At 31.6% G+C, this 25,587-nt stretch carries 24 protein-coding genes; 18 read left to right on the top strand and 6 right to left on the bottom strand.

Annotation, left to right across the window (positions count from 1 at the left end):
- Nucleotides 1–33: 33 nt before the first annotated feature.
- Complete coding sequence (locus tag KV700_RS16740) at nt 34–252, top strand: tRNA pseudouridine synthase A (RefSeq protein WP_218598584.1); 219 nt, start codon at nt 34–36, stop codon at nt 250–252.
- 7 nt (nt 253–259) lie between these two features.
- Complete coding sequence (locus KV700_RS17415) at nt 260–541, top strand: type II toxin-antitoxin system RelE/ParE family toxin (RefSeq protein WP_218598583.1); 282 nt, start codon at nt 260–262, stop codon at nt 539–541.
- A gap of 51 nt (nt 542–592) precedes the next feature.
- Here KV700_RS17415 and KV700_RS16730 read toward each other — a convergent pair whose 3' ends face one another.
- On the bottom strand, nt 593–1,288 hold the full coding sequence (locus KV700_RS16730; protein ID WP_218598582.1) for an LrgB family protein: 696 nt from the start codon (nt 1,286–1,288) through the stop codon (nt 593–595).
- Nucleotides 1,285–1,650 carry a CidA/LrgA family protein gene (locus KV700_RS16725; RefSeq protein ID WP_166383010.1) on the bottom strand — a complete coding sequence of 122 codons (366 nt, stop codon included), beginning with the start codon at nt 1,648–1,650 and terminating at the stop codon, nt 1,285–1,287. Before KV700_RS16725 ends, KV700_RS16730 begins: the two co-directional genes overlap by 4 nt.
- A gap of 494 nt (nt 1,651–2,144) precedes the next feature.
- Here KV700_RS16725 and KV700_RS16720 point away from each other — a divergent pair, with 494 nt between their 5' ends.
- The 3 genes from KV700_RS16720 to KV700_RS16710 all read left to right on the top strand — a co-directional run bounded on the left by KV700_RS16720 (nt 2,145) and on the right by KV700_RS16710 (nt 4,499).
- The gene (locus KV700_RS16720; RefSeq protein ID WP_218598581.1) at nt 2,145–2,834 is read left to right on the top strand and encodes a hypothetical protein; all 690 of its coding nucleotides are present in this window, start codon (nt 2,145–2,147) and stop codon (nt 2,832–2,834) included.
- A gap of 147 nt (nt 2,835–2,981) precedes the next feature.
- Entirely contained in the window at nt 2,982–3,839 is an 858-nt protein-coding gene (locus tag KV700_RS16715) for an HNH endonuclease signature motif containing protein (RefSeq protein WP_218598580.1), read from the top strand.
- Nucleotides 3,840–3,947: 108 nt separating this feature from the next.
- Nucleotides 3,948–4,499 carry a peptide-methionine (S)-S-oxide reductase gene (locus KV700_RS16710; protein ID WP_218598579.1) on the top strand — a complete coding sequence of 184 codons (552 nt, stop codon included), beginning with the start codon at nt 3,948–3,950 and terminating at the stop codon, nt 4,497–4,499.
- Nucleotides 4,500–4,564: 65 nt separating this feature from the next.
- Here KV700_RS16710 and KV700_RS16705 read toward each other — a convergent pair whose 3' ends face one another.
- On the bottom strand, nt 4,565–5,464 hold the full coding sequence (locus tag KV700_RS16705; protein WP_218598578.1) for an EamA family transporter: 900 nt from the start codon (nt 5,462–5,464) through the stop codon (nt 4,565–4,567).
- A 50-nt stretch (nt 5,465–5,514) separates the two neighbouring features.
- Nucleotides 5,515–5,829, bottom strand: coding sequence for a helix-turn-helix domain-containing protein (locus KV700_RS16700; RefSeq protein ID WP_218598577.1), 315 nt, complete (start codon nt 5,827–5,829; stop codon nt 5,515–5,517).
- Nucleotides 5,830–5,969: 140 nt separating this feature from the next.
- On the opposite strand from KV700_RS16700, the gene KV700_RS16695 reads away from it, so the two are divergent.
- From KV700_RS16695 to KV700_RS16645, 11 genes are all read left to right on the top strand, one after another.
- A complete protein-coding gene (locus KV700_RS16695; RefSeq protein ID WP_218598576.1) occupies nt 5,970–6,968 on the top strand; it encodes a YhdH/YhfP family quinone oxidoreductase in 999 nt (332 codons plus the stop codon).
- Between the two features lie 366 nt (nt 6,969–7,334).
- Nucleotides 7,335–7,667, top strand: a complete 333-nt coding sequence (locus KV700_RS16690; protein WP_166382995.1) for a helix-turn-helix transcriptional regulator — start codon at nt 7,335–7,337, stop codon at nt 7,665–7,667.
- Nucleotides 7,668–7,717: 50 nt separating this feature from the next.
- The gene (locus KV700_RS16685; protein ID WP_218598575.1) at nt 7,718–8,185 is read left to right on the top strand and encodes a DUF6428 family protein; all 468 of its coding nucleotides are present in this window, start codon (nt 7,718–7,720) and stop codon (nt 8,183–8,185) included.
- A 204-nt stretch (nt 8,186–8,389) separates the two neighbouring features.
- Complete coding sequence (locus KV700_RS16680; RefSeq protein WP_218598574.1) at nt 8,390–9,022, top strand: low molecular weight phosphatase family protein; 633 nt, start codon at nt 8,390–8,392, stop codon at nt 9,020–9,022.
- A 2-nt stretch (nt 9,023–9,024) separates the two neighbouring features.
- Complete coding sequence (gene arsB, locus KV700_RS16675; RefSeq protein WP_166382989.1) at nt 9,025–10,065, top strand: ACR3 family arsenite efflux transporter; 1,041 nt, start codon at nt 9,025–9,027, stop codon at nt 10,063–10,065.
- A gap of 65 nt (nt 10,066–10,130) precedes the next feature.
- On the top strand, nt 10,131–11,627 hold the full coding sequence (locus KV700_RS16670) for a potassium/proton antiporter (RefSeq protein ID WP_166382987.1): 1,497 nt from the start codon (nt 10,131–10,133) through the stop codon (nt 11,625–11,627).
- Between the two features lie 143 nt (nt 11,628–11,770).
- Complete coding sequence (locus tag KV700_RS16665) at nt 11,771–12,079, top strand: DUF6660 family protein (protein ID WP_166382985.1); 309 nt, start codon at nt 11,771–11,773, stop codon at nt 12,077–12,079.
- A gap of 111 nt (nt 12,080–12,190) precedes the next feature.
- Complete coding sequence (locus KV700_RS16660) at nt 12,191–16,525, top strand: CusA/CzcA family heavy metal efflux RND transporter (protein WP_218598573.1); 4,335 nt, start codon at nt 12,191–12,193, stop codon at nt 16,523–16,525.
- A 4-nt stretch (nt 16,526–16,529) separates the two neighbouring features.
- Entirely contained in the window at nt 16,530–17,720 is a 1,191-nt protein-coding gene (locus KV700_RS16655) for an efflux RND transporter periplasmic adaptor subunit (RefSeq protein WP_166382981.1), read from the top strand.
- Nucleotides 17,721–17,722: 2 nt separating this feature from the next.
- Nucleotides 17,723–18,139, top strand: coding sequence for a Fur family transcriptional regulator (locus KV700_RS16650; RefSeq protein WP_218598572.1), 417 nt, complete (start codon nt 17,723–17,725; stop codon nt 18,137–18,139).
- A 55-nt stretch (nt 18,140–18,194) separates the two neighbouring features.
- A complete protein-coding gene (locus KV700_RS16645; protein ID WP_218598571.1) occupies nt 18,195–20,159 on the top strand; it encodes a heavy metal translocating P-type ATPase in 1,965 nt (654 codons plus the stop codon).
- Between the two features lie 122 nt (nt 20,160–20,281).
- On the opposite strand, the gene KV700_RS16640 is transcribed toward KV700_RS16645, so the two are convergent.
- Complete coding sequence (locus tag KV700_RS16640) at nt 20,282–20,845, bottom strand: hypothetical protein (RefSeq protein WP_218598570.1); 564 nt, start codon at nt 20,843–20,845, stop codon at nt 20,282–20,284.
- 98 nt (nt 20,846–20,943) lie between these two features.
- Nucleotides 20,944–22,140 (bottom strand): ADP-forming succinate--CoA ligase subunit beta, encoded by a 1,197-nt coding sequence (sucC, locus tag KV700_RS16635; RefSeq protein WP_166382973.1) that lies wholly within the window; start codon nt 22,138–22,140, stop codon nt 20,944–20,946.
- A gap of 238 nt (nt 22,141–22,378) precedes the next feature.
- On the opposite strand from sucC, the gene KV700_RS16630 reads away from it, so the two are divergent.
- Complete coding sequence (locus KV700_RS16630) at nt 22,379–24,802, top strand: DUF5916 domain-containing protein (RefSeq protein WP_218598569.1); 2,424 nt, start codon at nt 22,379–22,381, stop codon at nt 24,800–24,802.
- A 107-nt stretch (nt 24,803–24,909) separates the two neighbouring features.
- Entirely contained in the window at nt 24,910–25,572 is a 663-nt protein-coding gene (locus tag KV700_RS16625; protein ID WP_166382969.1) for an ABC transporter ATP-binding protein, read from the top strand.
- Nucleotides 25,573–25,587 lie beyond the last annotated feature (15 nt).

Below are 25,587 nucleotides of genomic sequence, written 5' to 3'. Positions count from 1 at the left end.
CTTTTTTTGTATTTTTGCTTAAAAGGATATACTATGCACACAATACAATTAAAAATCAGCGAAAAAGTTTATGACAAATTTATTTGGTTGTTAAGCAAGTTCAATAAAGACGAAGTTGAAATTGTTAGTGAGAGCGCTGATTTTAATGGGACAAAAGATTATTTACAACAAGAATTAAATGAAATTGAAAGCGGAAAAGCTAATTTTATTTCTCAACAAGAATTTGAAGATCGGTTAAACGAAATAGCCTAGCCTTCTTATGAATATTATTTATAAAGATACTTTTATCGAAAGGTTAGAAAAGCAATTAAAATACATTTCTAAAAATAGTCCGAATTCTGCTCAAAAATTAAAAAAAGAACTAATTCAAAGGATAAAGGACATCCCTAAATCTCCGTATTCATTCCGAAAATCAATTTATTTCGAAAACGACTCTATACGAGACTTAATATACAAAGGCTATACGATAGTCTTTAGAATTAATGAAAATCAAATTGAAGTATTTGGATTCACAAAATTTCAAAATAAACCTACAGAATGAACATCATTATAAAAAAATACTTTAAAACGTTATTCAGAGACAGCAACTTTATTATATAATGCCTAGTAATGCTAAAATTATGGGAGTAAATATGGCAGTAAACAATCCGTTTAAAATAAGTCCCATACTAGAATATGCTCCAAATCGTTGACTTATAGCCATCGCTTGAGCCGTTCCAAGCGCATGACCTGCAGTACCCATTGAAAGGCTTCTAGATATTGGGTTTTTCACTTTAAAAAGTTGTAAAATTTTAAAACCTGCTACGGAACCAAAAATTCCTACCATAACAACCATTGATGCCGTAAGAGATGGAATCCCTCCTATTGACTGAGAAATATCAATAGCAAGCGGAGTCGTAACAGACTTAGGTGCTATCGAAATTATTACATCATCTGATGCTCCTAACCACTTAGCAATAAGAACCCCCGAAATGATACCTACTATAGAACCTACTAATTGTGAAATAAAAATAGGGATCACTTGTTTTTTAATTTTGCTTAATTGAAGATATAAAGGTACTCCTAATGCTACAATAGAAGGTTTTAGAAAAAACTCAATAAACTTACCTGCCTCATGATAAGTTTCATAAGAAATACCAGCTAATTTTAAAATGCCTATTACAGCAATTATTGTTATTAATATAGGATTTAGAAGAACTGAGTTGGTTTTATTTTGAAGATATTTTGTCAACCAATAAATACCTACAGTTATGGTTAATAACATATAAGGTTCTGAAATCAGTTTCATTTTTTGTCTTTTGCTAGTTTCTTTAATTTTATTTTTCTCAACACCTGATGTGTAAAACTAGTGCTTAGTAAAACTAAAACAGTACTCCCCAGAATTGCTGCTAGTATTGGTACTAATTCTTTTGAAATTAAATCTAAATAACACATAATAGCTACGCCAGGTGGTATAAAGAAGAATACCATGTTATCTAAAAGAAAATCAGCAACCTCCTGTATCCATTTAAGTTTAATGATTTTAAAATGAAGTCCTGCTGTTAATAACAACATTCCTATGATACTTGAGGGAATTTTAATTCCAGTGAAATAAACGATTATCTCACCTAGAGCAAGACACATCAGTATTATAAATAATTGTCTAATCATACTATTATTTTTCTACTACAAAAGTAATGTTATATAAGAATAAAGAACTATTAATTAATATTAAACAACAATATTATTTTCTCTAATATTTACTTAAAAAAGAAAGATTCACTAATAGAATTTTAAGGATAAAAAAAATGATTTTAAAAGAAAAAACGAACCTTATAAGAAACAATACACTGTACAACTACATTATACTTTTTTCAAAAGGAAAACCAACTTTATATATTTCTTTTAGAATAAGACATATGTCTATTAAGACTCACTGCGAAAATTTTTAGATTATTTTATAAATAAACATAAGCACCATTGACAAAAATTTAAAGTTTATCATAGTCGTTAAACCAGTGCTGTTTTATGATAGAACCTGTCGGGTTTTGATAAAAAAAAGAATGTTTTAATTATTGATTTCTTGGCTTAAAAAAGTAAATTAGCTAACTATGAATATCAAACATTGAAACCTTGGATATTCTTATTAATGTTCTACACAATTAATGAAAAAAAATACAGACATAAAAAATAAGATATTTTCATTTATAAAATTTGGAAACAAAGACAATATGATTGACTTTATTGAAAATGGAACAATTTATTTTAATACTATAGAATATTTTAAAAAATTAGAGGAACAAATTGCAAGAGGTGATAAATATGAAGGAACTACAAGAATTCAGAATTTTCATGAATCTGACAATTATACATTAACTATAACTGATCCTGAAACAAAAAAGGAAATTAAAATAAAAAATTCTAAAATTCATTATCACCAATCTTTAAATGATATTAAAGGAAATTTATTTTCAATGTATTGCTTAAAAACTCCTGAACTACTTGCAAAGGACTTTAAAATTGATCAAAAAGTTAAAAATTTTGGAAGTCATTTTGTCATGATAAGGGATTCAGATAAATTCTTAGAATTAGTATCTAAAGAGCTGGAAAAACAAAATATTCCATTCAAAGGAAAATTAGTTAACTATTATCAAAAGGAAAAAATAAATGGAGAGATAACTCCTTTTGACAAAACAACAGAGTATGAATATCAGAAAGAATATAGAATTGTTTTATTTTCAAATGAAATAAAGCCAATTATCATACAAATTGGAAATTTAAGAAAGATTGCAGAAATATTTGAAATTAAAGTAATAGATAAAATAAAGTTTAAATGGGAAAAAAAAACTGTGTAGAACACCGTATAAACTTTATTGCTGGTTTTAGCTCACTTGGGAAATTCCTTCGGAATTTCGCCGTTCGTACTTTATTTACTAAATTCACTGCTTAAACAACGTAACAAAGCTTATACAACAACGCTGTAACACATATAAAATTCTAGAATGATAATCTATAACAACCATCAAGACTTAAGATTAATCAATGATGAAAAAATAAGGGAATTAGCATTTTATTTTTTATCTAAATTCAAAAGCGAAACTACTTTTGAGTTAAAAGTTAAACCAATAAAATCAAATGGAGAACTTAATAAATATGATTTTCAAATTAGAGATAGAGAAAAAAAATATATAGATTTTTTTGGAAAACATAACACACACGAATTTGCTCTTTCTCTTGGAAAAAAAGCTTTTACATTTTACTTTCGACTATATCATAAAAAATTTGCTAATAAACAAAAATTTAAACATATCGAAATTATTGAATCCAAATCCCAAATTAAAAGACATAACTCAGTAGGAGAAAGCTATATTCTAGTGAAGAAAAAAGAGGATATTGATGAATTAATAAATTTTGTTTTTACAAAAATTTTAAAGAATAATAAAATCGTCAAAAAACCTCATCAGACATGGGACGAACATAAAGCATTACAACAAAAAGAACTAGAAGAAGTTGAAGAACTAGAAGAAGTTGAAAAACTATCAAAAAAAGAAAGAATAGAAAAATTAGCTTTATCAAATCCAATCCCTGAAAAAATCACAACCATTAGAACCGAATACAAACATAATCCAATAGTAGTCATAGAAGTTTTAGAAAGAGCATTAGATAAATGTGAAAGATGTGGAAACATAGCTCCTTTTATTAAAGACAGAAATAACTTACCTTACTTAGAAGTTCATCACAAAATACAGTTATCAAATGGTGGCGAAGATACTATTGAGAATGCAATAGCTTTATGCCCTAATTGTCATAGACACGCACATTTTGGTAAGAAAACATATAATCAAATAGAGAATAAATAACGTGTTACAGAACTGGTATATTTTATTGTTTCGATCTAGTAAACTTAAAAAAATCCTCGCACACAAAAACAGAACTTTCGAGATATACAAACTCATCAGCATTTAAAAATGACAAAAAAAGAACAAGTAACAGACCAAAAAATATCAACAGAAACGATATACATTGCAGGCGGTTGCCTTTGGGGAGTACAAGAGTTCTTAAAATACATCCCTGGTATACTTGAAACCCAAGCTGGAAGAGCTAATGGCATTACCAAATCTACCAAAACACCCTATGATGGTTTTGCCGAATGTGTTAAAACAACCTTTAACGCTAAGATTGTTTCAGTTGAAGATTTAATACATCATTTATTAGAAATCATAGATCCTTATAGCATCAACCAACAAGGAAACGATATCGGCGAGAAATACCGCACAGGTATTTACAGCAATCATCAAAATCATCTATTAAAGGCAAAAAATTACATTCAGAAAGTAGAAGAGACATTAAATCTCAAAAATAAAATCATCAAAAAAATAGCAATTGAAGTCCTTCCTTTAACAAATTTTATCCCAAGTGATGCAGAACATCAACATAGATTAACCTTGCACCCTAATGACCATTCGTATTGTCACATTCCTTTAGATATATTGCATAAGTATAAAAAAAATAGCAACTAATAGTTAGCTAGGTGGCTAAAAATATATCAAAATTGTAATTTAAACGAAATATAGAAAAGAGAATCTTAATCAGTCTTTATACTTTTAATTATCGAGGATTTAGAGCTATTTCTTTTATTAAGGTACTCATTAAGTGCAAGAGAAGCGAAAATAAGACTTCCACCAATTAAAATCTTTTGAATATCTGCTTCTTTATTCCATATAACAAGGTTGACAATTAAGCCTATTGGAACTAATGCATTATTCATAATTGCTAACGAGCCTGCATTTACCATGACCACACCTTTGTTCCAAAAAAAATAACCTACACCAGAAGCCACAGCTCCTAAATATATTAGTATTCCCCACTGAACGAATGTAGTTGGCAACTTTTCTGTTGAACCAAAAATGAAAAAAGCAATAAGCGCTACTATAAACGCACCAATAAAAAACAATCCAAAAATAGTATGCTTTGGGGTACTTTCTAATTCAGGTGTCGATTTTAATAAATGCTTGTAAGCAACTTGACCAACAGCAAAGCAAAGATTAGCTCCCTGCGTAATCATAAAACCTAAAAACACGTTTTCATTAATGCTTGAGTATTGAATATAAGCAGCTCCTAAAACAGCTATAGAAGCAGTAAGCAGGTGTCTTTTATGAAATTGTTTGCTTAAAATATCATTTATTAAAGTAATATAAATTGGTGTCAGTACACTAAAAAGTAACACTTCTGGCACCGTAAGAAATTGAAACGATTGAAAGTAAAAACAATACATCAAGCCTAATTGAACCGATCCAATTCCGATTAGTTTTAAAATTATGTCCGCTTTAATTTTCTTCAACCTTAAAAAAGGTAAAAATAACATTGTTGCGATACCAATACGCATCAATACAGAAAACCATGCATCTACATAGCCAGAAAGATAGACACCTATTAAGCTAAACGAAAAAGCCCAAACCATAGTAACGCCAAATAAATACTTCATAAATAAAAAACTGATAAACAATAAACAATTAATTAGACATCACTTCAAAGCTAATCTATACTTTTTTCAAACAGCAAACCACCTTTATACATTCCTTTTAAAACAGGACGAATATCGATTCCTAATTGTGTTAGGCTATATTCTACTCTAGGCGGAACTTCCGGAAAAACCGTTCTAATAACTAAACCATCATGCTCTAACTCTTTTAACTGTTTAGACATCATGCGTTCGCTAATATCCGGCATAAGCCGAACCAATTCACTATACCGTTTATCACCCTGAAAAAGATGTAAAATAATGGTGCCTTTTCTTTTTCCTTTAATGGTATTTATAAAAGTATCTATAGGGCAATAACTTTTTTTCATTTTTTTTTCGGCTTACACGCTTTATAAACAGACAAAACAGCACAAAATGTTCGTTAGGGTACAATTTGTAAGTTCTTGTTTATCAGTTTAATTTAAGCGAACTTTGATGTAAAAATAAGAATAATACACAAAAGAACAATATGGATAATCAATCGAATTACAAAGCTTTTAGAGTAGAAGAAAAAGATGGAAACTTTATTTCTTCCATTAAAGAAATTGCCTTTACACCATTAGAACAAGGCGAAGTCTTAATAAAAGTACAATACAGTTCTTTAAACTATAAAGACGCGTTGTCTAGCATTGGAAATAAAGGTGTAACTAGAAATTATCCGCACACCCCAGGAATTGATGCTGCCGGAACAGTAGTTTCTTCAGAATCTACTAAATTTAAAGAATCGGACAATGTTATTGTCACTAGTTACGATTTAGGAATGAATACAGACGGAGGCTTTGCAGAATACGTTAAGGTGCCCGCAGATTGGGTAGTGAAGTTACCAGAAAATCTTTCTATGAAAGAAGCAATGACGATTGGAACAGCAGGATTAACTGCAGGAATGTCTGTATTTAGATTAAGCGAAATGGTAAAACCCACAGATGGCGCTATCGTTGTTTCTGGTGCTACAGGCGGCGTTGGATCTACAAGTATTGCTATCTTAAAAAAAATGGGCTATAAAACAGTGGCAATTACAGGTAAAGAATCTGAAATTGACTTTTTAAAGAATCTTGGAGCTGATGAAATTATAATGCGAAAAGATTTTGAAGAAATGGCTAAAAAACCACTTTTAAAACCACTCTTTGCTGGAGGAATTGATACCGTAGGAGGCGAAATTCTTGAAAATATTATAAAATCTACCAATCTAATGGGTGTTGTAACTTGTTGTGGAAATGTAGCTTCACCAAAACTTGAGTTAACCGTGTTCCCTTTTATTTTAAGAGGTGTTACTTTAATTGGTATTGATTCTCAAAATTACCCAATGACCTACAGAGAAAAAATATGGAACAAATTAGCGAACGAATGGAAAAATGATCGTTTAACCGAAGCTTCTGCAGAAATATCTCTACAAGAATTAAACGAAAAGATTGCTTTAATGTTACAAGGAAAATTAAAAGGAAGAACCTTGGTAAATTTGGATTTGTAAAATATTAAATAATTGATAAAAACCTTCTGATATTAGAGGTTAAAAATATCAAATAAAATGCCCCCAATGTTTAGATTTTCAACCATAGGGAGAAATCACATAAAGTTACCTAATATCAGGTTTCTCCTTATCTCGAAATGATACTATTTTGGTTTTAATAAAAACCTAAATAGTACTTTCTTTAAGAAGGTTATAATCAATATTTAAAAACTAAATTAAGTTTAGTTTCATAAAGAACTTACTTTTTCAGATACACAAACAGTAAAAATAAAATAATGCTAATACCTTCTTATATAAAATTCAAAAAGAATATTTCTTAACTAAATTATTTATCGTAATATTGCAATGAATAAATAAAGAAACAAAATGGGATTAGCAAAAACTGAAATGTTTACCGATCAACAAAATGAAATTGCCTTGTTTGCAAAAGTTTTTGGTCATCCAGCAAGAGTTACTATTTTACAACATTTGTTTAAAATTGATTCTTGTGTATGTGGAGATTTAGTAAGTGAAATAGGATTGGCGCAACCAACAATTTCTCAACATTTAAAAGAATTGAAACATTTAGGGTTGATAAAAGGAAACGTAGAAGGAACTCGCGTTTGTTACTGTATTCACAAAGAAAACTGGACAGCAATGAAAACAGTGATGTCAGAGTTTTTAGATCAAGATGTATCTCAAAAAACAGATTGCTGTTAAAAAAATTTATAAATATTAATCGCAAAATTGCAATAAACAAATATAAGAATATGAACCTATCAGAAGTAAAAGTAGCATTAAAAGCTTTAAAAACAATTGGTTTTCAATTACCAAACGGAGAATTAGTACCCAATCATTTTCATGTTACAGAAGTTGGAAAAATTACCAAAAATTTTATTGATTGTGGAGGAACCGTTAGAAACGAAGAAGTAGTAAACTTTCAACTTTGGAACGCAGATGACTATAACCACAGATTGCATCCAGAAAAACTATTAAACATTATAGAACTTTCTGAAAAGGTTTTAGGCATCGGAAATCTAGAAATTGAAGTGGAATACCAAGCAGAAACCATTGGTAAATTTGGTCTTGATTTTGATGGAACAAACTTCTTACTAACTTCTAAACAAACAGATTGTTTGGCAAAAGACAATTGCGGAATTCCGGAAGAAAAACCAAAATTACAATTTTCAGACATACCAGTTGCAAACACTTGTACACCTGGAGGCGGTTGTTGCTAAATAGAACATGAAGTTCTATTAATTTTAATTATAATACTCAAAAAAATCTGCGAACATCTGCGCAATCTGCGGGAAATAATATTAATCTATCCAATATTACCCCACAGATTTCACAGATTTACGCAAAATAAAACAACACTCCTATTGTTTTAAAAAAAACTTAACAAGCTTACCAAAAATAAAAAAAATCAACTTTTAGAAATAATGATCACAACACAAACTACCCTATTTTCAGAAATAGAAAAGGTAATTAAAGGTTTAAACTTTGCCTCGATTACAGAAGAACGTAAAACTGTTTTACAGCCGTTAGCAGATTTTATTCAGGAAAAAGTTTCTAATCAACAAGAAATTAGAATCAACTTTATTTGTACCCACAATTCTAGAAGAAGTCATTTATCACAAGTTTGGGCGCAAGCAATGGCGAGCTATTTTAACGTTAAAAATGTATTTTGTTATTCTGGCGGAACAGAAGCTACTGCTCTTTTTCCAATAGCTGCTGAAACGTTGAAAAATCAAGGTTTTCAGATTAAAAGAATTGCTGAAGGTAAAAACCCTGTTTATAGCATAAAATACGGAGACAATGCACATCCTATAATTGGGTTTTCTAAAAGGTTAGATGACGATTTTAACCCGAAATCTGAGTTTGCAGCAATTATGACTTGCTCGCAAGCAGATGGTGGTTGTCCGATTATTGCAGGTGCAGAAAAACGCATTCCAATTACTTTTGATGATCCAAAGGCATTTGACAACACACCTCAACAGGCAGAAAAATACCAAGAAAGAAGCTTGCAAATTGCAACGGAATTATTTTACGTTTTCTCACAAGTAAATTTATAAAAATGGCTTCAAAAAAATTAAGTTTTCTAGATAGTTATTTAACCTTATGGATATTTGTTGCCATGGCAATTGGAGTGAGTTTAGGGTATTTTATTCCTACTTTTCCAAATATTATCAATTCATTTAGCAGCGGAACCACAAATATTCCTATTGCCATCGGATTGATATTAATGATGTATCCGCCTTTGGCGAAAGTAAACTACACACTTTTACCTAAGGTTTTTAAGAACACCAAAATCTTATCCATTTCACTAATTTTAAACTGGATTGTTGGTCCTGTTTTAATGTTCTTTTTGGCGATTACTTTTTTACGCGACTACCCAGAATATATGGTCGGACTTATTTTAATTGGTTTGGCGCGTTGTATTGCCATGGTTTTAGTTTGGAATGATTTAGCAGAAGGAAGTGCTGAATACGGAGCAGGATTAGTCGCTTTAAACAGTATCTTTCAAGTCTTTGCATACAGTTTTTATGCGTGGCTATTTATCACGGTGCTTCCACCCTATTTTGGTTTTGAAGGTGCAATTGTAGATATTTCAGTTGCAACCATTGCAGAGAGTGTGGCTATTTATTTAGGAATTCCGTTTGTATTGGGAATTTTAAGTCGACTTATTTTAGTTAAATTAAAAGGAGAAGATTGGTACACAAATAAATTTATTCCTACTATTTCGCCTATGACATTAATTGCATTGTTATTTACAATTGTGGTAATGTTTTCTTTAAAAGGAGAATTAATTGTAGAAATACCAATGGATGTTTTAATTATTGCGGTGCCACTTTTAGTCTATTTTACTATTATGTTCATCATCGGCTTTTTTGTTACTAAAGCAACAGGAGCAGAATATGACAAAACAGCTGCCGTTGCATTTACAGCAGCGGGTAATAATTTTGAATTAGCAATAGCTGTTGCAATTGCTGTTTTTGGTCTAAATTCCGGACAAGCATTTGCAGGTGTCATTGGTCCATTGGTTGAAGTACCTGCTTTAATACTTTTGGTGAGAGTTTCTTTTTGGTTGCGTAAAAAATATTATTTAAAAGCGTAATTATTTTCAGTAATTTAATATCTAAAAAACTAAATTTGCTTTTACGTATTTAAGATCTTAAAATAATGAATTTAACCATTGAGAACATATTATTAGTTGGCTCTATATTACTTTTTATAAGTATTATTGTTGGTAAAACTTCTTATAAATTTGGAGTACCAACTTTAATCCTTTTCTTAGCAATAGGTATGATGGCGGGTTCAGAAGGTATTGGAGGTATTCGTTTTGACGATCCTAAAATGGCACAATTTATAGGTGTTGTTTCTCTAAACTTCATCTTGTTTTCTGGTGGTTTAGACACCAATTTTAAAGCGATAAAACCAATTCTTAAAGAAGGGTTTGTTTTATCTACCGTAGGGGTTTTACTTACTGCACTTACCTTAGGTACTTTTGTTTGGTATGTTACAGATTTTACAATCTATGAAAGTTTGTTGTTAGGTTCCATTGTATCCTCTACAGATGCTGCAGCTGTTTTTTCTATTTTAAGATCTAAAAATTTAGCTTTAAAAAACAATTTAAGACAAACCTTAGAACTAGAAAGCGGAAGTAATGATCCTATGGCCTATGTGCTAACATTGGCTTTTTTAACTTTAGTAATCAACCAAGATTTAAGTATTACTTCTATAATTCCAATGTTTTTTCAGCAAATGATTTTTGGTGGAATTGCGGGTTTTGGTTTTGGTAAGTTAAGTAAGATTATCATTAATAAAATTAAACTAGACTTTGAAGGATTGTATCCTGTTTTAGTAATTGCCCTTATGTTTATTACTTTTTCGGCTACAGATGCTGTTGGTGGAAACGGGTTTTTAGCAATTTATATTTGTGCTGTTTATTTAGGAAACCAAGATTTAATACATAAATCTACCATTTTAAAAATGTTTGATGGTATGGCTTGGCTTATGCAAATTGTATTATTCCTTACCTTAGGTTTGCTTGTTTTTCCTTCAGAAATAATCCCTTATATGGGCGTTGGAATGTTAATTTCTATCTTTTTAATTTTAGTTGCCAGACCTGTAAGTGTTTTTATCAGTTTACTGTTTTTTAAAATGAAACTTCGCAGGCGTTTGTATATTTCTTGGGTTGGTTTACGTGGCGCTGTGCCTATTGTGTTTGCAACCTATCCGCTTTTAGCGGGAATAGATAAGGCAAATGTTATTTTTAATATTGTATTTTTTATCTCCGTAACCTCTGTATTAATACAAGGTACCACATTATCTCTTTTTTCTAAATGGTTAAATGTTGCCTTACCAGAAAAGACAAAACCTTTTGCAGAGAATGAACGCTATATTTTAAATTTACCTAAATCTGCTATGAAAGAATTAGAAATTCCTGCAGATAGTACCGCTGTTAATAAACGGATTGTAGATTTACACTTTCCAACCTGTGCATTTATTAGTATGATAAAAAGAGATGGTAAATTTGTACGCCCTGGAGGCGCAACTGTTATTGAAGCAAACGATACGCTTGTTATTTTATTAGATAATGACCACAGTTTAAAAGAAGTTTGTGACGCATTTGATAAAAACGGAATGAGTTATCGTGAAAATATATCCGAAGAATAAATAGTAACCATTTTTATAAAAAACAACCTTTTATTCTATCATAAAATTAAAAAATATTTAGGCATTATATAAATCTAAGGCAGATTAAATTCAATCATCTATTTGCAATACCATTGCAACAATAAGTTCTTATATTTGCATCAATGAAATTTTTAACATTTTTATTAGCCATTTATATTTTTGCGCTCAACTTAACACCTTGTGCAGATTTTGTGGTGCCTAATGATATTGTTAAAACTAAAACGTCACAGATAACAGACGATCATCAGCATGAAGGCACAGACTTGTGCTCTCCTTTTTGCATTTGCCAATGTTGTCATGTAAATGCTACAGATCTTCAAGTAACATTTATAAAAAATAAGGTTTCTGAGATTTCTACACAAGATTTTTTCTTTTTAAACGGCTCAGAGAAAAATTATACTTCTTCTATTTTACAGCCTCCAATAGCATAATTCAGTTTTTTAGAGGATACTTATATCCAAACTTGAGCATTTAGCTCATTTAATTTCGAACAATTCTAATTGAATTGTATCGAGAAATCTCACTGAATTAAACCTTTTTTTATGATTAATAAAATCATTGATTTTTCAATCAATAATAAATTTATTATTGGTTTGCTCACGCTTACCATTGTTGTGGCAGGTATTTGGAGCATGACCAAAGTACCTATTGATGCCGTACCCGATATTACCAACAACCAAGTACAAGTAATTACCCAAGCACCTAATTTAGGTACCGAAGATATTGAGCAAATAATAACCTATCCGGTAGAAGTTGCTATGAGTAACCTACCAAATGTTCAAGAAATTCGTTCTATTTCTCGTTTTGGTTTATCCGTAGTTACTGTTGTTTTTGATGACGCTATGGGCACGTATTTACCACGTCAATTAGTTGCAGAAAAACTGAACGATATTAAAGCTCAAATTCCCGAAGGATTTGGAGAACCATCTATGGGCCCCATCTCTTCTGGTCTAGGAGAAATTTATCAGTATACCTTAAAAGTTAAGCCCGCATTTAAAGACAAATACTCAATTACCGATTTGCGAACTATGCAAGATTGGATTGTACAACGTCAAATGGCCATGGTAAAAGGTGTTGTTGAAGTTAACGCCATAGGCGGAAAAATTAAGCAATATGAAGTTGCCGTAGATCCGAATGAATTAAAAGCAATTGGATTAACCATTACCGATGTTTTTGAAGCTTTGGAAGCTAATAATCAAAATACTGGAGGTGCTTATATCGAAAAAAATCATCAAGCAAACTTTATTCGTGGAGAAGGATTGGCTAGAAATTTAGAAGATATTAGACAAATTGTTATAAAAAACACCAATAATATTCCAATTACTATTGGTGATATTGCAACCGTTCAATATGGAGCAGCCATTCGTTATGGCGCATTAACCCAAGACGGAGAGGGCGAAGTTGTTGGTGGTTTGGTAATGATGCTTAAAGGTGCAAACTCTAACGAAGTTATAGAAGCCGTAAAGTTAAGAATGACTGAAATAGAAAAGTCGTTACCAGAAGGCGTTGTTATAGAACCGTTATTAGATAGAAGTAAATTAATTGGCGAAACCATTTCTACCGTTTCCGGAAATTTAGTGGAAGGGGCTTTAATAGTCATTTTTGTGCTGATTTTCTTATTAGGAAACTGGCGCGGTGGTTTAATTGTTGCCTCCACAATTCCGTTGTCTTTATTATTTGCTTTTATACTAATGCACGTTTTTGGCGTTTGGGCAAACTTAATGAGTTTGGGTGCTATCGATTTCGGAATTATTGTTGATGGTGCTGTAATTATTGTAGAAAGCACCGTTTTCTTAATAACATCACAAGTACTTAAAAAGAAAAAATTATCTCAAGAAGAACGTAACGGAATTGCTTCTAAATCTTCTAAAAAGATGATGAATGCTGCCTTTTTTGGTCAGCTTATTATTCTAATAGTTTTTCTACCAATTCTTGCACTAGAAGGTATTGAAGGAAAAATGTTTAAACCAATGGCATTGACTTTCATCTTCGCTATGATTGGTGCTATGTTATTATGTTTAACCTATGTACCAATGATTTCTGCCTTAATTTTAAGAGCTCCAAAATCTGATAAAAAATCGTACGGAGATCGTTTTGTGCATTGGGCAGAACGCAAGTATCAACCTTTATTAGAAAAAGCCTTAAAAAAAGGGAAATTGATTATTGGTGTCTCCGTAGTTTTATTCGGAATTACAGTATTTATGTTTACAAAAATGGGTGGCGAATTTATTCCACAATTAGATGAAGGTGATATTGCTTTTCATGCCATTTTAAAACCAGGAAGTTCACTAACAGAAACCATTGAAACGACTACAAAAATTGAGCAAATTGTAAAAGCCAAGTTTCCTGAAGTAGAAAAAGTTGTGAGTCGTATTGGTGTTGCAGAAATACCTACCGACCCAATGCCAATGGATATTGCTGATGTTTTTGTAATTCTAAAACCTAAAGATCAATGGACAACGGTAACTTCTAAAGATGAGTTGATTGATAAAATGAAAAAGGCTATTGAAATGATTCCTGGGGTAAATTACGAATTTACACAACCTATGGAAATGCGTTTTAATGAGTTATTAGAAGGAGTCCGTGAAGACATTGCCATAAAAATTTATGGCGAAGACATTGATATCCTTTCTCAAAAAGCCGAAGAAATTACTAAAATTATTGCAGGAACAGAAGGCATTGGTGATATGAAAGCGGAAGCTACCACAGGTTTACCACAAATAACCATTACGTATAACAGAAGTAAGTTAGCGCAATACGGCTTGCAAATAAACAGTCTGAATAAGATTGTGCAATCTGCATTTGCAGGAGGAAATGCAGGTATTATTTTTGAAGGTGAAAAACGTTTTGATCTAGTAGTCCGTTTAAATTCTAATAATAGAAAAGACATCTCAGACGTACAAAACTTATTTATCAACTTGCCTTCTGGTGTACAAATTCCGCTTCGCGAAGTTGCCGATGTAAGTTATAAATCGGGTCCAATGCAAATAAGTAGAGACAACACCAATAGAAGAACCTATGTTGGTATTAATGTTAGAGGACGTGATGTAAAATCTTTAGTAGAAGAAATTAAAGTAAAATTAGATGCAAAATTAAAATTGCCAGCTGGTTATTTTATCCGCTATGGCGGTGCTTTCGAAAACTTAGAACGTGCTAGTAATCGTTTGCAAACTGTTGTTCCGATAGCATTGTTACTTATTTTTGTATTGATTTATTTTGCCTTAAAATCATTACCACAAACCTTAATAATTTACATCGCAATACCTATGGCAACCATTGGCGGTGTGGTAGCATTATGGCTTAGAGATATGCCTTTTAGTATTTCGGCAGGCGTTGGTTTTATTGTGCTCTTTGGTGTTGCTGTTCTTAACGGATTGGTAATGATTAGCGGATTAAATGAACTAAAAGAAGAAGGTGTTACTAATTTAAAAGACCGAATTATAGAAGGTACAAAAAGACGTATTAGACCCATAATGTTAACGGCCTTTACAGATGTTTTAGGTTTTTTACCAATGGCAATTTCCGCATCTGCAGGCGCAGAGGTACAAAGACCTTTAGCAACAGTTGTAATTGGTGGGTTATTGACCTCTACGCTATTAACATTATTCGTTTTACCTATTTTATATCATTGGGTAGAAAACAAAACATTAACTTTTAAAATGAATAAAAAACTCGTAACAACTACAGCTGTTATCGTTTTTATGCTCTTGTTGCCAATTGCAAGTAATGCACAAGAATCTACAGATAAACTACCAGTTATTTCTATAGAAGATGCGGTTCAATTATCAAAAGAAAACTATCCGAGTTTAAAACAACGTCAGTTAGAAATTGATAAACAACAATCACTAAAAAGTACTGCGTTCGATTTTGGAACCACTCAAATATATACAAGTGGAGAAGAAATCAGTAATGATTCTGGTGTGTATACCTCCATAGGTTTGGGGCAATCTAATATTGATGTATTAGGAATTTCATCAAAATTAAAATTACAAAAACAACGCATTCAATTGGCAGAAAAAGCATTTCAGCTTTCTGAATTAGATTTAGAACTAGAAGTTAAAAAAGCGTGGTCTAAAGTATTTCAGAATAAAAGGAATTATAAATTATACAAAGAATTAGATTCCATTTATGTTAATTTTGAAAAATCGGTAGCATTGAATTATGAAGTAGAAACTATTTCTAAATTAGAGTATTTAGCGGCTAAAAACCAACGTTTACAAATTCAGAATAAAACAGAACAAGCCTATAGCACTTATATTATTGCGCTACAACAGTTTAATTTATGGTTTGTTTCTGATGAATTTTTCACTGTTTCTGATCAATTTGATGGTTTAAACACCATCAATTTAAAGACAATTACCGCTGAATCGCATCCTTTATATGGTCTTTCTCAATTACAGGTTGCAGAAGCAGCTGCTAATTATAAAGTTGCAAAAGCAGCAAATTTACCAAAATTAAATCTTCAAGGTGGCTTACAAAAAGTTGGAGGAAATTCTGGGTTTTACACCTATCAAGCAGGTGTAACTATTCCGTTTTTATCGGGAACTACGAAAGCACAAATTAAAACGGCTAAAATAGATAAAGCCATTGCTGAGGCAAATGTAGCGTTTCAGAAAAAAGAAGTGCAATCTAAATTATTTAAAGCGAAAGAAAATTATCAAAAATGGAAATCCTCTTGGTTATTTTATAAAGAACAAGTTTTACCGCTAATAAAAGAACAAAAAACGGGTGCTTTATTTGCATATAAAGAAGGTGAAATAGATTATACCGCTTTTACACAACTAATAAAAGAGGCTATTCAATCTGAATTAGAGGCACAAAACGCATTAACAAATTATCTAGAAAGTACTTTTGAATTACAATATTTTAAAAATTAAGAAAATGAAAAACACAATATATAGCATCTTAACCGTAGTTCTGTTTTCTACTTTATTAGCCTCTTGCGGACATAAAAAAGGCGATGGACATACAGATGATAAAGAAGTTAGAACGGAAGTAAAGGAAGAAGAACATTTTGAAGAAGCGATGCTTTCTGCGCAACAATTTGAAGCTTTAAAAATGAAAGTAGCTATCATTGCTTTAAGGCAAATGAGCGGTTATGTAGAAGCAAATGGAACCTTAGAAGTTCCGCCACAAAATGAAGCAGCAATTACAACCGTTGTAGGTGCAAATGTGGTTTCTATTGAAGTGATTGAAGGAGACCAAGTACATAAAGGTGAGGTTGTGGCCTATTTATCTCATCCGAATATTATTAAAATGCAAACGGAATACTTAAATGCTTTTAGCAATCGTAATTTCTTGCAAAAAAGTTTTGACCGACAAGATAAATTATACAAAGCAGGTGTTGGTTCTGGAGCAAATTTTCAGAAAGCAGCAGCAGAATATGAAGCTTCAAAAGCGTTAGTAAACGGAATGGCAGCTCAATTAAAATTATTGAATATTAATACTGCATCGGTAAGAAACGGCACTATTTTTCAACGTATTGCATTACGTACACCTATTGAAGGTTTTGTACAAAAAGTTGAAGTAAAAATGGGACAATATGTAGATCCACAAACAGAATTATTCGAAATTGTAGACACACATCACGTACATGCAGATTTAATGGTTTTTGAAAAAGATGTGTATAAAGTTAAAAAAGGACAAAAAATAACTTTTAACTTAACGTCAATGCCAGATCAAGATATGACTGCTGAAATTTACTCGGTAGGTAAAACTTTAGAAGAGAATTCTAAAGCTGTTCATATACACGCAGAAATAGAAAACAAAGAAGGACATTTAATTCCGGGAATGTATATTAAAGGGAGAATTCAAGTACAAAATACAGAAACAACAGCATTACCTGAAAGTGCAATTACAAAAGAAGGTGAGCGGTTTTATGTGTTTACTGTAGAAAAAGAAAATGATGCTTGGAGTTTTAAGCCTGTAGAAGTTATTCCTGGCCAAAAAGATGGAAATTGGATTGCGGTAACATTTCCAACAAAAATAGACATAAACACTAAATTTGCTTATAACAATGCGTATTACCTTATTGCAGAAATGAAAAAAGGAGACGCAGAACATTCACATTAATTATGCAAACAATAGAACAATTTTTAGAATCAAACAATATACGAGTTACGGCAATGCGCTTGCTTATTTACAAGTTTCTTGCAAAGAAGCAAGTTGCTGTTACCTTAACGGATATTGAAAATGCTTTTGAAAAAGCAGATCGCACAACATTATACAGAACCATTAAAACTTTTGAAGAAAAGTCCATTGTACATCAAATTGATGATGGAACAGGTATTACAAAATATGCACTTTGTGAACAAGGCTGTAATTGTGAAATTGAAACAGATTTGCACCTACATTTTCATTGCAATCATTGTAATGAAACGGTCTGCTTAACAGATCATAAAATTCCACAAATAAAAGTACCCGATGGTTTTATTTCAGAAAACATCAACCTTGTGGTAAAAGGTATTTGTGATAAATGCAGCGGACAATAATGCACTTCCGTTGCATTGTATTTTATAGCACCTTTGATTTATAATTAAAAACCTAATGAAAAAACAGCAACTCAATTTAAGAGATATAAAACCAAGTTCAGAAAAAGAACATCATCATCACCATGATCATGATGATGGCCATAATCACGATGGAGGTCCAGGTGGTTTTAAAGCCTATATTCCGGCAATTGTTAGTTTTACAATACTGATGATTGGTATTGCCTTCGATTATTTTGATATTTCTTTTTTTAAAGATTGGCTCAGAATTATTTGGTACGGAATTGCATATCTACCCGTAGGACTTCCTGTAGTTAAAGAAGGATGGGAAAGCATTAAAAAAGGAGCTGTTTTTACTGAATTTTTCTTAATGTCTATCGCAACTGTTGGCGCATTTGTTATTGGCGAATATCCAGAAGGAGTTGCGGTAATGTTATTTTATGCCGTTGGCGAATTGTTTCAAAGTGCCGCAGTAAATAGTGCAAAAGGGAATATCAAAGCACTGTTAGATGTCCGCCCTAAAGAAGCCAATGTTTTTAGAAACGGAAAAATAGAAAGCGTAACACCAGAAGAAGTTGCTATTGGAGAGAAAATTCAAGTTCGAGTAGGAGAGAAAATTCCGTTAGATGGTATTTTAACCTCAACAAAAGCATCTTTAAATACCGCTGCGATATCAGGAGAAACCAAACCGAATACCATTACAAAAGGCGATACTGTATTTGCAGGAAGTATTAATTTAGAAAATGTAATTGAAATTGAAGTTACCAAAGAATTTAAAGATAGTTCTATTGCTAGAATCTTAGATTTGGTACAAAATGCGACTGCTCGTAAATCTAAAACGGAATTGTTTATCAGAAAATTCGCACGGATTTACACGCCAATTGTGGTGTATTTAGCGATTGCCATAACATTTGTACCTTACTTTTTTGTAGCTAATTATGTGTTTACAGATTGGTTATATAAAGCCTTAATCTTCTTAGTAATTTCTTGTCCTTGTGCTTTGGTTATTTCTATTCCGTTAGGCTATTTTGGCGGATTAGGAGCTGCTTCTAAAAACGGAATCTTATTTAAAGGCGCTTCATTTCTAGATACCATGGCCAAAATAAACACGTTGGTTCTAGATAAAACAGGAACCGTAACGAAAGGTGTTTTTAAAATTACAAACATTAAAACGATTGGTTGGGAAGAAAAGGAATTTATGAAATACCTTTTTGCCATAGAAGAGCAATCTACACACCCAATTGCCAAAGCTATTTTAGAATATAAAGCCGATACTCCACATTTTAAAGTAACTGAAGTCTCGGAAATTGCAGGAAAAGGTTTAAAAGGAACCGTTAATGGAAAAGCTATTTTGGTTGGCAATAAAGCTTTAATGACTACTCATAAAATTGAAGTTCCGAAAGAAGTTGAAACCATTGTAGAATCGAATGTTTTAGTTGCTATTGACGGAGTCTTTGCTGGTTATGTAGTAATTGCAGATGAATTAAAAGACGATGCAAAACAAACCATTATCAACCTACATAAAGTTGGTATTAAAAACATTATAATGCTTTCTGGTGATAAAAATTCTATTACGCAAAAAGTAGCATCAGAATTAGAAATTAAAATCGCCAAAGGTGGATTATTACCAGAAGACAAATTACATGAAGTAGAATTATTAAAGCAAAATCCTGCAAATAAAATTGCATTTATAGGTGATGGTATTAATGACGCACCCGTTTTAGCAGCAAGTGATGTTGGTATAGCTATGGGAGGTTTAGGGAGTGATGTTGCCATTGAAACTGCTGATGTTATTATTCAGACAGATCAACCATCAAAAGTAATTAAAGCGATAAAAATAGGACGTTCTACACGACAAATTGTATGGCAGAACATTGCGTTAGCATTTGGAGTAAAATTAATTGTAATGATTTTAGGTGCTAGTGGATTAGCAACCATGTGGGAAGCTGTATTTGCGGATGTTGGTGTAGCTTTACTTGCAATTTTAAACGCTGTTAGATTGCAAAGAATGCATTGGGATTAAAGATTATATTCTTCACTTTTTATCAAAAAAAACGTCTCAAAGAAATAGAACTTAATTCATTTCTTTGAGACGTTTTTAAAGACCTTTAAACTTCTTAACTTTTATAGTCTTTACTATTAAGATTAGTTTTCACTACCCCAAGGAGCAGAAGGTGTTTCAATTTCTTTTGTGATATCAAACTTTACAGAAAAGTATCTTTCAGAACCAATTCTTCTTAGACTATATGTAAAACTTGTTTTATCAATAGTTACCCACCAAACATTGGTAGCTGCTGCCGGAATTAATTCTGCAGTTAGTTTATCCGCAGGAAAAACTTGAAGATTTGCTAATCCAACATTCGAACTCAAACCTCCATATTGTGTAATCTTATATTCTGATCCATCTTTGTGCCTATGATCGTGTTTTAACTGAATCAAATTATCTTTATCCCTTGTAAAAACCCATGTTCTAGATTTGTCATCACCCACAAAAAAAGGAATTCTAATGGTATTTTCTTCACAAGAACGCACATGCATTACTAACTTCTCACCAGTAAAACCATCGCCTTCTTTTCCGCCTGCAACAATTTCTCCTTCATAAGATTTGCCACAATGTGTTGTTAAAGCATCCCAAAACACTACAGAATTTGGTACACCTTGTGCCAATAATTGAATTGGTAACAATAATAGAATTACTAATTTTTTCATATTTTAATTTTAAATAATCAGATGAAGATACACTTTTTAAGCATAAAAAAACGCCTCATTTACATGAGGCGTTTTAAATATTTATAAAACTTTAAATATTAAGCTCCTAAAACTTCAGCAACTTTATCTGCAGCTTCTTGAAATTCTGTAGCAGAAATAATTTCCATTCCAGAATTGTCTATTAATTGTTTTGCTTCTACAGCATTTGTACCTTGTAATCTACAAATAATTGGCACCGTAATTTTGTCTCCCATACTTTTGTAAGCATCTACAACACCTTGTGCAACTCTGTCACAACGTACAATACCTCCAAAAATATTTACTAAAATTGCTTTTACATTTGGGTCTTTTAAGATAATACCAAAAGCAGTTTCAACTCTTGCAGCATCTGCAGTACCACCAACGTCTAAAAAGTTAGCAGGCTCTCCTCCAGATTCTTTAATTAAATCCATAGTTCCCATTGCCAAACCAGCTCCGTTTACCATACAACCAACATTTCCGTCTAAATCTACATAGTTTAAACCTGCAGCTTTAGCTTCTACTTCAATTGGGTTTTCTTCACGTAAATCACGCATTGCTGCATAATCTTTATGTCTATATAATGCATTTTCATCTAAAGAAACTTTAGCATCAACTGCCATAATTTTAGAATCAGATGTTTTTAATACTGGGTTAATTTCAAACATAGCAGAATCAGAACCAATATATGCGTTGTATAAATTAGTAACAAATTTTGTCATTTCTTTAAAAGCAACTCCAGATAAACCTAAGTTAAAAGCTACTTTACGTGCTTGAAAAGGCATAATCCCTAATAAAGGATCTATTTCTTCTGTAAAAATTAAATGCGGAGTTTCCTCTGCAACAGTTTCAATATCCATTCCACCTTCTGTAGAATACATAATCATATTTTTACCAGTTGCTCTGTTTAATAAAACAGACATATAATATTCATCTGGTTCAGCATCTCCAGGATAATATACATCCTCACAGATTAAAACTTGATTTACTAATTTTCCTTCTGCAGAAGTTTGAGGAGTAACTAACATCATCCCTAAAATATCATCAGAAATACTTTTTACTTCGTCTAAGTTTTTAGCCAATTTAACTCCACCACCTTTACCACGACCACCTGCGTGAACTTGTGCTTTAATTACATGCCAACCAGTTCCTGTTTCTTCTGTCAGTTTTTTTGCAGCTTCAACTGCCTCAGCAGGAGTACTTGCAACAATTCCACGTTGAATTCTAACGCCAAAACTGTTTAATATTTCTTTTCCTTGATATTCGTGTAAGTTCATCTGTAAATGTTTAAAAACGGATTCAAAAATACAAATTCAAATATAAAAAGGTGCATAATTTTGATTAAAAAAAAATCTTATGGAAATACACCTATTTTATTTAAGATAACTTTAACATTTAAAGATTGTAACACTCTTAACCTTAAGTAGTCTTTCTTGTAGTTAACATTATTTTATGATATTCTAAAAAAGGATACATATAGTAGTTTTACATACACATAATCAACCAAAAAATTATATGTTTAAAAAAATCATTTTTTCACTAATTACAGTACTAGCAATTCCTAATTTGTCTGCACAGTATAAAGAAAATCGAAAAAAAATAAAAACGACAAGAGTAGATAAAGCTCCTAAAATAGATGGAATTTTAAACGATAAAGCTTGGGTAAATGCAGAATTATGTACAGACTTTGTTACATTAAGACCAGATAACGGTAAGCTTGTATCTAAAGAATACCAAACAATTGTTAAGGTTATTTATGATGATGAGGCTATCTATATTTCTGCCCAAATGAACGACCCTGATCCGGAAGGAATTCCGCAAGAATATACAACTAGAGACAATTTTAGTCAGGCAGATTTCTTTTTAGTTACCATAAACCCTAATGACGATGGTCAAAACCCCTTTCAATTTCTAGTACAAGCTACCGGAAATCAAGGAGATGCTAAAGTTTCTAACGGAGATGAAGATTTTAATTGGAGTGCTGTTTGGCAAAGTGCCGCAAAAATAACAGAGAAAGGCTGGAATGTAGAAATGAAAATTCCCTACAGAGCACTTCGTTTTGCAAATAGACCTGTACAATGTTGGGGTTTTAATTTCCACCGAAGGTTAGAAAAATTAAACGCCCAACATACATGGACACATATTAACAATGCTGTTGGAAGATGGACACAATATGATGGTTTAATTGAAGATTTTAGAGACATTAAACCACCAACTAGATTAAATTTTTATCCGTATGCATCTGCAACTGCCAATACTTTTGAAGGACATACAGATTATGATTGGAGTTTTGGTATGGATATTAAATATGGTTTAACAGAAAATTTCACTTTAGATGCTACTTTAATTCCAGATTTTAGTCAGGTTGGTTTTGATGATGTTGAATTAAATTTAGGTCCGTTTGAGCAGCAATTTACAGAGCAAAGACAGTTTTTTACGGAAGGCACAGAATTATTTAACAAAGCAAATCTTTTTTACTCTAGAAGAATTGGTAGTTCTCCAATAGATCAATTTAATGTAGAAAGCACCTTATCTGCCGATGAAGAAATTACAGATTACCCTGGTAAAGTGACCATGTTAAATGCTATTAAAGTTTCCGGAAGAACAAAAAGCGGATTGGGAATTGGATTTTTTAACGCCATCACCGAAAAAACAGACGTAACTATAAAAAATAATGACACAGGAGAAACACGAAAAGAAGTTATAAATCCATTTACAAACTACAATATTTTAGTTTTAGACCAACAGTTTAATCAGAATTCTACGGTAACATTAATCAACACAAACGTAACAAGAGACGGCAAATTTAGAGATGCAAATGTAACTGCTTTAGATTGGCACATAGAAACCAAAGACAGTAAATACAATGCAGATGGTTCTGTTAAAATGAGTAACATTTCTGATGATATAAACAACCCAAATACCGGGTATACGTTTGATAATAGCTTCGGATATAATTCTGGACACTGGAACTGGGAGTTGGGTTATAATTTTGAAAACAAAGATTTTAATCCGAATGATTTAGGGATTCTTTTTAGCAACAATGAGCAAACAATTTACGGAAGCTCTGGCTGGAAAACCTTGCAACCAACAAAAAGGTTTAACAATTATAATTTTAGCTTTTATAACCAAGTAAATTTTCAACATTTTTCTGGAATTTATACAGGTTATAATGCTGGCTTTGGCGCTAGTGCACAAACAAGAAATCGATTTACTTTTGGTGGAAACTTAAATTATAACACAGAAGAAAAAGATTATTTTGAACCGAGACAAGGATCTACAAGCGGCATTTATTTTCTGCAACCAGAAAGAAAAAATATAAATGTATGGATTTCTACCAACTCACAAAAAAAACTAGAAGTAAATGCAGATTTTTATTACTCTGCTTATAACAACTACAATAAGGCCGCTTATGGCTTTAGTATTGCGCCTCGTTACAGATTTACAAATCAGTTTTCACTACAATACCAATTAAATTATAATAAAAAAAATAACGATTTAGGTTATGTAGATAAAGTAAACACCAATATTATCTTCGGTAAAAGAGATCGAAAAAACTATACCAACACCATTGCAGGTAAATATAGTTTTAGCACCAATTCTTCTTTATCACTTAGTTTTAGACATTATTGGGGTGCTGTTAATTATAATGATTACTACAACCTTAACACAAACGGAGAATTAGATGTGAACTCAACATATACAAGCGAAAATGTTAATTTTAATAGCTGGAATTTAGACCTGAATTATATTTGGCAATTTGCTCCCGGAAGTCAGTTAATTGCTTTTTACAGAAATGCTATTTTTAATGAAGACACAAACGCAGACTTAAATTTCAGTAAAAACCTAGACAACTTATTTGAGGAATCACAAAGACATACGTTTTCTTTAAGACTCGTTTATTTTATTGATTATAATAAATTGAAAAATATATTTTAAACTTCTTACCTTATAAACACAACGGATATTCTTAACAACTAAGGATATCCGTTTTTTTATGAGTAAAATTAAAGTCTTTTTTATACATTCGTTACAAAGTTTTAAGTATGATAATAGGTAAAAACATTCACAAATATTATGGGGATGTAGAAGTTTTAAAAGGAGTAGATTTACACATAAAAAAAGGAGAAATTGTTGCTATTGTTGGTCCGTCTGGAGCAGGTAAAACAACCTTACTTCAAATTTTAGGTACTTTAGACAAACCTCAAAAAGATGAAAACTATGAACTGAAATTAAACAACGTTTCTCTTAAAAACTTAGCAGATAAAGAACTTTCTTCTTTTAGAAACCAACATATTGGCTTTATTTTTCAATTTCATCAATTATTGCCAGAGTTTACAGCATTAGAAAATGTTTGTATTCCTGCTTTTATTGCAAAAAAATCGAAATTAGAAACCGAAACAAGAGCTAAAGAAATACTTACTTTTTTAGGTTTATCTCACAGAATAAGCCATAAACCCAACGAACTTTCTGGAGGAGAACAACAAAGAGTTGCCGTAGCTAGAGCATTAATAAACAACCCTTCTGTTATTTTAGCAGATGAACCTAGTGGAAACCTAGATAGCGAGTCTGCCAAAAACTTACACGAATTGTTCTTTAAATTGCGTGACGAATTTGGACAAACCTTTGTAATAATTACACACAATGAAGAATTGGCTAACATGGCAGACAGAAAACTAACCATGATTGACGGTAAAATTATAGAATAGTGTAACATTTCTAAG

This window comes from Polaribacter sp. NJDZ03, assembly GCF_019263805.1.
In the GTDB taxonomy this organism is placed as follows: Bacteria; Bacteroidota; Bacteroidia; order Flavobacteriales; family Flavobacteriaceae; genus Polaribacter.
The sequence above is the reverse complement of the archived record's forward strand: the minus strand, read 5'-3'. Positions and strand labels throughout refer to the sequence as shown.